Raw genomic sequence first — 7,593 nt, forward strand, 5'->3', positions numbered from 1 at the left:
TGCAGGGCGCGCCGCTCTGGTGGGCGACGCGCGAGGCGGACGAACTTGTCCTCGCGGGCGCCGTCCCGGGCGAAGCAGATCGCCGGGCTCTGATCGCGCTCGCCAAGCGCGGCTTAGGCCGCGAAGTCCGCGACGAGATGGTCGTGGCTGAGACGGCGGCGGCAAACTGGATGGACGGGGCGAAAGCCGGGCTTGCGCATTTTGCGGCGTTCCGTTCTGGCAAGATGACGTTCGATCCGGCTGTCAACGGTTTCACCTTTGAAGGCGACGCGCCGGCGAGCACCTTGCAGTTCCTGAGCGAGGACATGGCGCGCACGGCCGGGCGCTGGCGCGTGGTGATTGCCGCCCTGCCAGTAACTCCCGACGTTGAGCTGGATGGAGACGCCACATGCGCGGAAAACATCAACCGGATGCTGGATAGCGAGGCGGTGAGCTTCGAGCCGGGGCGCGCCGAGTTCCGGCGCGGGGATGCCGGGGCGCTGGACCAGCTGGCAGCGATCGCGCGCCGGTGCGATACGGGCGCGAGCCTGGAGCTGGCCGTAGATGGGGACGCGCTGGCGCAGGCGCGCGCCGCTGCACTGGCGGACTATCTGGAACGCGCGGGCGTCTCCCGCCCGCCACTTGCTGCAATCAGCTATGGCCCGGGCAGGGAGGTCGAGGGTATGGAATCGGGCGCGGCCCCGGGCAATGACCGGCCGCTCGAATTAACTGTACGGGAGCGGAGCGCACGATGACCTGGCTGATGACGCATATGTGGATCGCGCTCGCCGCAACCGGAGCCATGACGCTGCTGCTGGGCTGGTCGATCCGCGGGATGATGCTGTCGGGCAAGATGCGTCAGGCGATGGTCGAACGGGACATGGTGAAGGTGGAACTCGGCGAAGCGCGTGAGGAAGTCGAACGCCTCTTCGCCGCGCAGCGCAAGCTTGCCAGCGGAGAGGCGCCCGCCGCCGGGCCTGATCCGATCCTGACACGCAAGGTCGAAGCGCTGACCGCCGAACTCGCGCGCAAGTCGGCCGAAATTGATACGCTGAAAGCCGCTGCGGCGACGGTTGGCGTTGCGCTTGGGTCGGCGCCAGTCGCAGCACCTGCAGCGGCAGCTGGCGGGCAGGTCGAGGACACTCTGGTCTGGCGCAACCGCCATCTCGAGAGCCGGGTGGTGCATCTGGAATCCGAGCTGGCGAAAGCGCCGCCGCAAGTTGGGGCAGTCCCCGTAGCCGCCGCCGAGGCGCCGCCGCCGGCGCCGGTCGATGCAGCGAAAAAGGATTGGCAAATCAAGTATCTGCGCACGCGGGTCGACGCCTTGCAGGCGGAACTCGCCGCCGTTCCCGCGCCCCTGGTGGCAGCAGCCGCGCCGGCGCCGGCTCCCGTTATTTTAGCAGAGCCGGAGACCACAGCGCCGGTCGAGGAAGAAATTGCGCGCCTGCGTTGGCGCGTGCGGTTCCTGGAAGGTCGCCTTGCCTATTTTGAGGGAGATGCCGCCGCAGCCGAGGCCGAAGACGCACAGCCCGAGGATGCGCCATCGGAAAACGCGCCGCCCGAGCCTGCGCCCGCACCGAGCGCCGCCGAAGCGATCCTGGGGCAACTCGAAGCAGCGGACGAGCGCGCCGAAGCAGAAGCGGCGCAGGACATTCTTCGCGTGCGCCCGATGGCGCTCGAGCGGCCGTTCACTAACGCGCCGGATGACCTGACACTGATTGGCGGCATCGGCCCCAAGATCCAGGATGTGCTGAATTCGCTCGGCATCTTTCATTTCGACCAGATTGCAGAATGGACGTCCGAGAATATCGCCTGGGTCGATGAGTATCTCAGCTTTTCGGGCCGCATCACGCGCGAAGGATGGGTTGAGCAGGCCGCCGTGCTGGTGGGCGAGGCAGCAGAGGCCTGACACGAAAGAGCATTCAGGACGGGTTCACGGGTCGGTTCCTAAGCTGCGCGTGAACGCTCCGTCTGTTTGCAAACAGACCGGCGGAGAGTAGGTTCAGGCAAAACCCGGTCACAGGAGATGGACCAGATGACGCATCAATTCGAGTTGGGGGAGAAGTTCGACAGCGCGTTGCTGGCGAATGCGCCGCGCGTACGCTTGTCGCGCCGCGGCATTATCATGGGCCTCACATCCGGCAGCGTGTTCCCCTTCATTTCAGGATGCGCAACAAATCTGGCGACCGGTGAAAGCCAGTTCCTGATTGTCGATGATGCTGCGATTGCCAACATGTCGGCGACCGCCTGGACGGACATGAAGGCCCAGACGCCGCAGACATCGAATTCCAAGCTCAAGGGCCGCGTCCTCAACGTATGGGACCGTACGATCGAGGGCGCCGTGAAAGCCGGACACATAAACCCGAACGAGCAGTGGGACGTCGCCGTGTTCGACACGGATGATGTCAACGCCTTCGTCATGCCGGGCAACCGGGTCGGCGTTTACCGCGGCATCACGGAGCTGACCGAAAACGATGACCAGATTTCGTCCGTACTCGGTCATGAGACCGGCCATGTCGTCGGCAAGCATGCGGCCGAGCGGTATTCGGTGAACATCGCATCCCAAGTCGGACTGATGGCCGGCCAGATCGACGTGGCCTCGTCGGAAGAACTGTCGAAATACGGCTCGGCGATTGGCGCCCTCGGCGGCGCCGCCGTGCAGTTCGGCGTTGTGCTGCCTTACAGCCGGAAACACGAACTCCAGGCCGACAAGCTCGGCGTCGATTACATGCACAATGCCGGGTATGACGTGAAACAGTCGGTGCGGCTCTGGGAACTGATGGCTGCCCAGTCCGAAGGCCAGCGGCCGCCCGAGTTCATGTCCACCCACCCGGACCCGCTGCGCCGGGCCGAGGAGCTGCGCAGCTATATCAACGCCCGCGGCTATGCCCTGATGTAGCGTCGCCAGTCTCCTCGTTTTCAAGCCCGGATGGCCCCGCCGTCCGGGCTTTTCACTGCAGGGCGCTTGACCGGGGCGGGGCGCTGCGTCATATGCCCCCTTCTGCGGGAGGCGCCAGCCGGACCGCGGAGCCTCGATACCAACCGGGCGGATCGAAAGACCACCGCCCCTCCGCCAAAGTTGTGAGGACAAAATGGCTAAGAAACTGCTGGGGCAGATCAAGCTCCAGATTCCGGCCGGCAAGGCCAACCCGTCGCCGCCCGTGGGCCCCGCCCTGGGCCAGCGCGGCATTAACATCATGGAATTCTGCAAGGCTTTCAACGCCCGTACCCAGGGCCTTGAAGAAGGCATTCCGACCCCCGTCGTGATCCAGTATTATCAGGACAAGTCGTTCACCTTCGTCACCAAGACGCCGCCGGCTTCGGTGCTGCTGAAAAAGGCCGCTGGCCTGAAACTTGGCAAGAAACCGGCTTCGGGCTCCAAGAAGCCGGGCTATGACACGGTCGGCAAGGTCACGATGGACCAGGTCCGCGAGATCGCGAAGGTCAAGATGAACGACCTGAACGCGAACGACCTCGACGCCGCCACCAGGATCATCGCCGGCTCTGCCCGCGCGATGGGCCTGCGGGTTGAGGAGTAAGGACCATGGCCAAAGGAAAACGTACCCGCGCCATCGAGCAGACGATCGACATCACCAAGACCTATTCGATCGCCGATGCCGTAAAACTCGTGAAATCGAACGCGAAAGCGAAATTCGACGAAACCATCGAGATTGCCGTCAATCTTGGCGTTGACCCGAAATATGCCGACCAGCAGGTCCGCAGCGTGGTCAACCTGCCGGCTGGCACGGGCAAGACGATCCGCGTCGCCGTGTTCGCCAAGGATAAGAAAGCCGACGAAGCCAAGGCTGCCGGCGCAGACATCGTCGGCGCAGAAGACCTGTTCGAGAAGGTCAATGGCGGTTTCATGGACTTCGACCGCGTCATCGCGACCCCGGACATGATGGGTCTGGTCGGCCGTCTCGGTAAGGTGCTCGGCCCGCGCGGCCTGATGCCGAACCCGAAAGTCGGCACAGTCACCCCGAACGTCGCCCAGGCCGTCAAGGACGCCAAGGGCGGCGCCGTCGAGTTCAAGGTCGAAAAGGCCGGGATCGTGCATGCCGGCGTCGGCAAGGCGAGCTTTTCGGATGCCGACATCGAGAAGAACGTCACGGCGTTCCTCGGTGCACTGGTCAAGGCCCGCCCGTCAGGCGCCAAGGGCACCTTCGTGCGTAAGGTCACCCTTTCGTCCACCATGGGCGGGGGCGTGGTGATCGATCTGGCGGAAGCCAAGGGCTGATCCGCGCAGGCTGAGGCGCGTCAAATCAGGAAACCCGGTGTCTGCGCCCGCAGATGCCGGGTTTTTTGCTTTTCTGCGTGTGTACGCGATCGGCGACATGACCTCCAGGATCGTAAATCTCAAGAACCAAAGGACTGAAAGAATGAAGGCGCTACTTCGCACGTCTGCCGACATCGGTACGGTGATCAGAGCGCGCCGAGAGGCAATGGGACTCAATCAGGCGGAACTGGCCCGGCTGGCAAGCTTAGGCCGACAATGGCTGATCCAGATGGAAAAGGGCAAGCCAACCGCTCAGATCGACCCGGTACTCAAAACATTTGAGGCACTGAACCTGAAACTGATGGTGCTGAATGAAGTAGAGCGCGAACAGGAAAATGGACAGTCAGCAAATCCGATCACGGCTGAAATCAACAGCATAATCGAAACGCTCGCGGACAAGGGTCGCCGAACGTGACCGAACTCGTCGTAATACTTGATGGAATAGAAGCAGGACGCATTCATCAGAATGCGGGACGTCTGAAATTCCGCTACTGTGAGAGATGGCTGGCGTTGCAAGGAGCGTATCCGGTCTCAACGGCCATGCCGCTGTTGATCCAGGACCACAGCCACGCCAGAATAGAACCCTTTCTATGGGGCCTGCTGCCCGACAACGAGCAGACTTTGAGCCGGTGGGGGCAGTACTTCCAGGTATCGCCTCGCAATCCCTTCGCACTGCTTTCAAATGTGGGGAGGACTGTGCGGGAGCCATACAATTTGCACCGCCCGAGAAGCTCGATAAGCTGCTTGGTGCAACAGCTTCTGAGGATGTCGAGTGGCTGGACGAACGCGCGATTTCCGACAGGCTCAAATTGCTGAAGAACGATGCTGGAGCTGGGCGCATAGCGCGTGATAGAGGCCAGTTCAGTTTAGCTGGTGCACAGCCAAAGACGGCGTTTCTCAGAGACGGTTCGCAAGATCGGTGGGGTATTCCGAGCGGCCGGACGCCAACTACGCATATATTTAAACCCCCAACAGGTGAGTTTGACGGCTTTGCGGAGAACGAACATCTATGTCTGGCAGTGGCGCGGCAGATAGGTCTGGTTGCCGCCAGTTCAGAGATACTTACGTTTGGCGATCAAATCGCCATTGTTGTTGAGCGATACGACCGGCGAAGACGTGGCCAGACGAATAAGGTAAGCCGAATTCACCAAGAAGATTTCTGCCAGGCCCTGAATGCGGCGCCAACGAAAAAGCACCAGAATCAGGGCGGGCCAAGTCCCCTGAACATTCTGCAGCATCTTCGCTCTCATATTCCGACTACAATCGAACGCGGTTCTGATGTAGTGAGATTTTGTGATGCGCTGATTTTCAATTGGCTGATCGTCGCCAGCGATGCTCATGCCAAGAACTACTCCATACTGATTGGCGCAGAAGGGAGCGTCAGGTTCGCGCCTCTACATGATGTGATAAGCCTGCTGCCTTATGGTGATCAAAATCCGTTGCGAGCCAAACTCGCCATGAAGATTGGTGATGAGTACGCTGTCGATAAAATCACCAACGCTGAATGGGCAAAATTTTCGGCTTCGGCCCGGGTGTCTAAGGATAAATTGTTTGAAAGAATAAAAGAGCTATCCCAAGCACTCCCGGAGGCTTTTGCCAAACAGGCGGCGCGCATGCGTTTGCAGGGATTGGAACATGGTATCCTGGAGGGGCTGACGGATGCCGTCGCTGATCGTTGTACGCGTGTCTTGCGTTCAATGTGAACACGCCGGATCAGCTCAGACACACACCAGCATCGCCTTTTTCTGGTGATGGGGGGTTGCGGACCAGTAGAAAAAGCGTTAATGCCCGCCGCTTGACGGGAGTTCACCGATGTGTATTCGGGGGACTCCCGTTTCCTGTCACAGACCATAGGCCTTTCCGTTACCGGAAAGCCAAGGGCCGCAAGGCCACCTATGCAGACGGGGTGAGGCATAGATACGGTTCGGATTTTCCTGGAATTCTTTCCCGGAAAGGCGTGCCGGGCAGGCCAATCCCTGGGCAGGCGCTGGAAGCCGGAAGGCGGAAGGCGAACACCTAGGGCTGCCGGATGGTCCGGACGCCTCAATGGAGACCCGCAATGGACAAAGCTGGAAAAAGCGCTGCTCTGGAATCCCTGAAAGGGGTTTTCGAAGGAGCGGGTGTGGTCGTCGTGACCCACTATACCGGTCTCACCGTGGCGGAAATGACGAAGCTGCGCGCTCTGCTCCGCAAGGACGGCGCGCACTTCAAAGTGGTCAAGAACCGCCTGGCGAAAATCGCCCTCGGCGGGGTTGGCGGCGACATGGCACAGGCGCTTTTCCAAGGCCCTGTGGCGATCGCTTACTCGCCGGACCCGGTGTCAGCTGCGAAAGCGGCAGACCAGTTCTCGAAGGAAAATTCGAAACTGGTAATCATCGGCGCGGTGATGGGCGAGCAGGTGCTGGATGCCACTGGCGTCGAAGCACTCGCGAAGCTTCCTTCTCTCGATCAACTGCGTGGCAAGCTCATCGGCCTCCTGCAGGCTCCGGCAACCAAGGTTGCAGGCGTCATCCAGGCCCCGGCTTCGCAACTTGCCCGCGTGGTGGCCGCTTACGCGTCGAAAGACGCGGCTTAAGCTACCCGTTTTCGCTATTTACGACCTTAACAACCGAACCAAACAACAGGACACACAATCATGGCAAATCTGGACAAGATTGTCGAAGATCTCTCGGCTCTGACCGTTCTCGAAGCGGCTGAACTGGCGAAACTTCTCGAAGAAAAGTGGGGCGTTTCGGCTGCTGCTCCGGTGGCAGTTGCTGCCGCTGGCGGCGGCGCCCCTGCGGCCGTCGTTGAAGAGAAAACCGAGTTCGACGTCGTTCTCACCGATGCCGGTGCGAAGAAAATCGAAGTCATCAAGCTGGTCCGCGAAGTCGTGCCGGCGCTCGGCCTGAAGGAAGCCAAAGACCTCGTCGAAGGCGCTCCGAAGACCGTGAAGGAAGGCGTCTCGAAAGCAGACGGCGAAGCCCTGAAGAAGAAATTCGAAGACGCTGGCGCCAAAGTCGAACTGAAGTAAGCGCCTTCGGGCGTGTATCCGGGCGACGTTCGCGCGAGGCGTCGTCTGTAGTGGATTAGCGCGGCGGTCTCTTCATGGGGCCGCCGCGTGCTCGCGTTTCAAACTCCGGCATGCCGCATCTCCGTGCGGCGCCGAAAAAATGGGAACTTGGGATGGCACTCTCCTTCACGGAAAAGAAACGTATCCGCAAAAACTTCGGCCGCATTCCCGAAGCCATCGAAATGCCAAACCTGATCGAGGTCCAGCGCGAGTCCTACGAAGCCTTCCTCCAGATGAACACGCCGCGCGAAAAGCGCACGGATGATGGTCTCGGCGGTGTCTTCAA

The 7,593-nt window shown here is 61.0% G+C and carries 10 protein-coding genes; all 10 read left to right on the forward strand.

The genetic code is table 11. The features are described from left to right. The coding region (locus WEA77_RS02235) for a hypothetical protein (RefSeq protein WP_368066241.1) at positions 1 to 734 on the forward strand (734 nt) is incomplete at its 5' end. Next, complete coding sequence (locus WEA77_RS02240; RefSeq protein ID WP_368066242.1) at positions 731 to 1,888, forward strand: hypothetical protein; 1,158 nt, start codon at positions 731 to 733, stop codon at positions 1,886 to 1,888. The genes WEA77_RS02235 and WEA77_RS02240, both read left to right, overlap by 4 nt. A gap of 126 nt (positions 1,889 to 2,014) precedes the next feature. Further along, positions 2,015 to 2,878 (forward strand): M48 family metallopeptidase, encoded by an 864-nt coding sequence (locus WEA77_RS02245; RefSeq protein WP_368066243.1) that lies wholly within the window; start codon positions 2,015 to 2,017, stop codon positions 2,876 to 2,878. Between the two features lie 193 nt (positions 2,879 to 3,071). Beyond that, entirely contained in the window at positions 3,072 to 3,518 is a 447-nt protein-coding gene (rplK, locus tag WEA77_RS02250) for a 50S ribosomal protein L11 (RefSeq protein ID WP_368066244.1), read from the forward strand. A gap of 5 nt (positions 3,519 to 3,523) precedes the next feature. Further along, entirely contained in the window at positions 3,524 to 4,216 is a 693-nt protein-coding gene (gene rplA / locus WEA77_RS02255) for a 50S ribosomal protein L1 (RefSeq protein ID WP_368066245.1), read from the forward strand. A gap of 37 nt (positions 4,217 to 4,253) precedes the next feature. Beyond that, positions 4,254 to 4,670 carry a helix-turn-helix domain-containing protein gene (locus WEA77_RS02260; protein WP_368066246.1) on the forward strand — a complete coding sequence of 139 codons (417 nt, stop codon included), beginning with the start codon at positions 4,254 to 4,256 and terminating at the stop codon, positions 4,668 to 4,670. Next, positions 4,667 to 5,071 carry a HipA N-terminal domain-containing protein gene (locus WEA77_RS02265; protein WP_368066247.1) on the forward strand — a complete coding sequence of 135 codons (405 nt, stop codon included), beginning with the start codon at positions 4,667 to 4,669 and terminating at the stop codon, positions 5,069 to 5,071. The genes WEA77_RS02260 and WEA77_RS02265 overlap by 4 nt, the downstream gene beginning before the upstream one ends. Further along, positions 5,065 to 5,958 carry a HipA domain-containing protein gene (locus WEA77_RS02270; RefSeq protein WP_368066248.1) on the forward strand — a complete coding sequence of 298 codons (894 nt, stop codon included), beginning with the start codon at positions 5,065 to 5,067 and terminating at the stop codon, positions 5,956 to 5,958. The genes WEA77_RS02265 and WEA77_RS02270 overlap by 7 nt, the downstream gene beginning before the upstream one ends. A gap of 356 nt (positions 5,959 to 6,314) precedes the next feature. Further along, positions 6,315 to 6,830, forward strand: coding sequence for a 50S ribosomal protein L10 (gene rplJ / locus WEA77_RS02275; protein ID WP_368066249.1), 516 nt, complete (start codon positions 6,315 to 6,317; stop codon positions 6,828 to 6,830). A 60-nt stretch (positions 6,831 to 6,890) separates the two neighbouring features. After that, a complete protein-coding gene (rplL, locus tag WEA77_RS02280) occupies positions 6,891 to 7,268 on the forward strand; it encodes a 50S ribosomal protein L7/L12 (RefSeq protein ID WP_368066250.1) in 378 nt (125 codons plus the stop codon). The last annotated feature ends 325 nt before the right edge of the window (positions 7,269 to 7,593 follow it).

This window comes from Hyphomonas sp. (genome assembly GCF_040882205.1).
Lineage (GTDB): Bacteria > Pseudomonadota > Alphaproteobacteria > Caulobacterales > Hyphomonadaceae > Hyphomonas.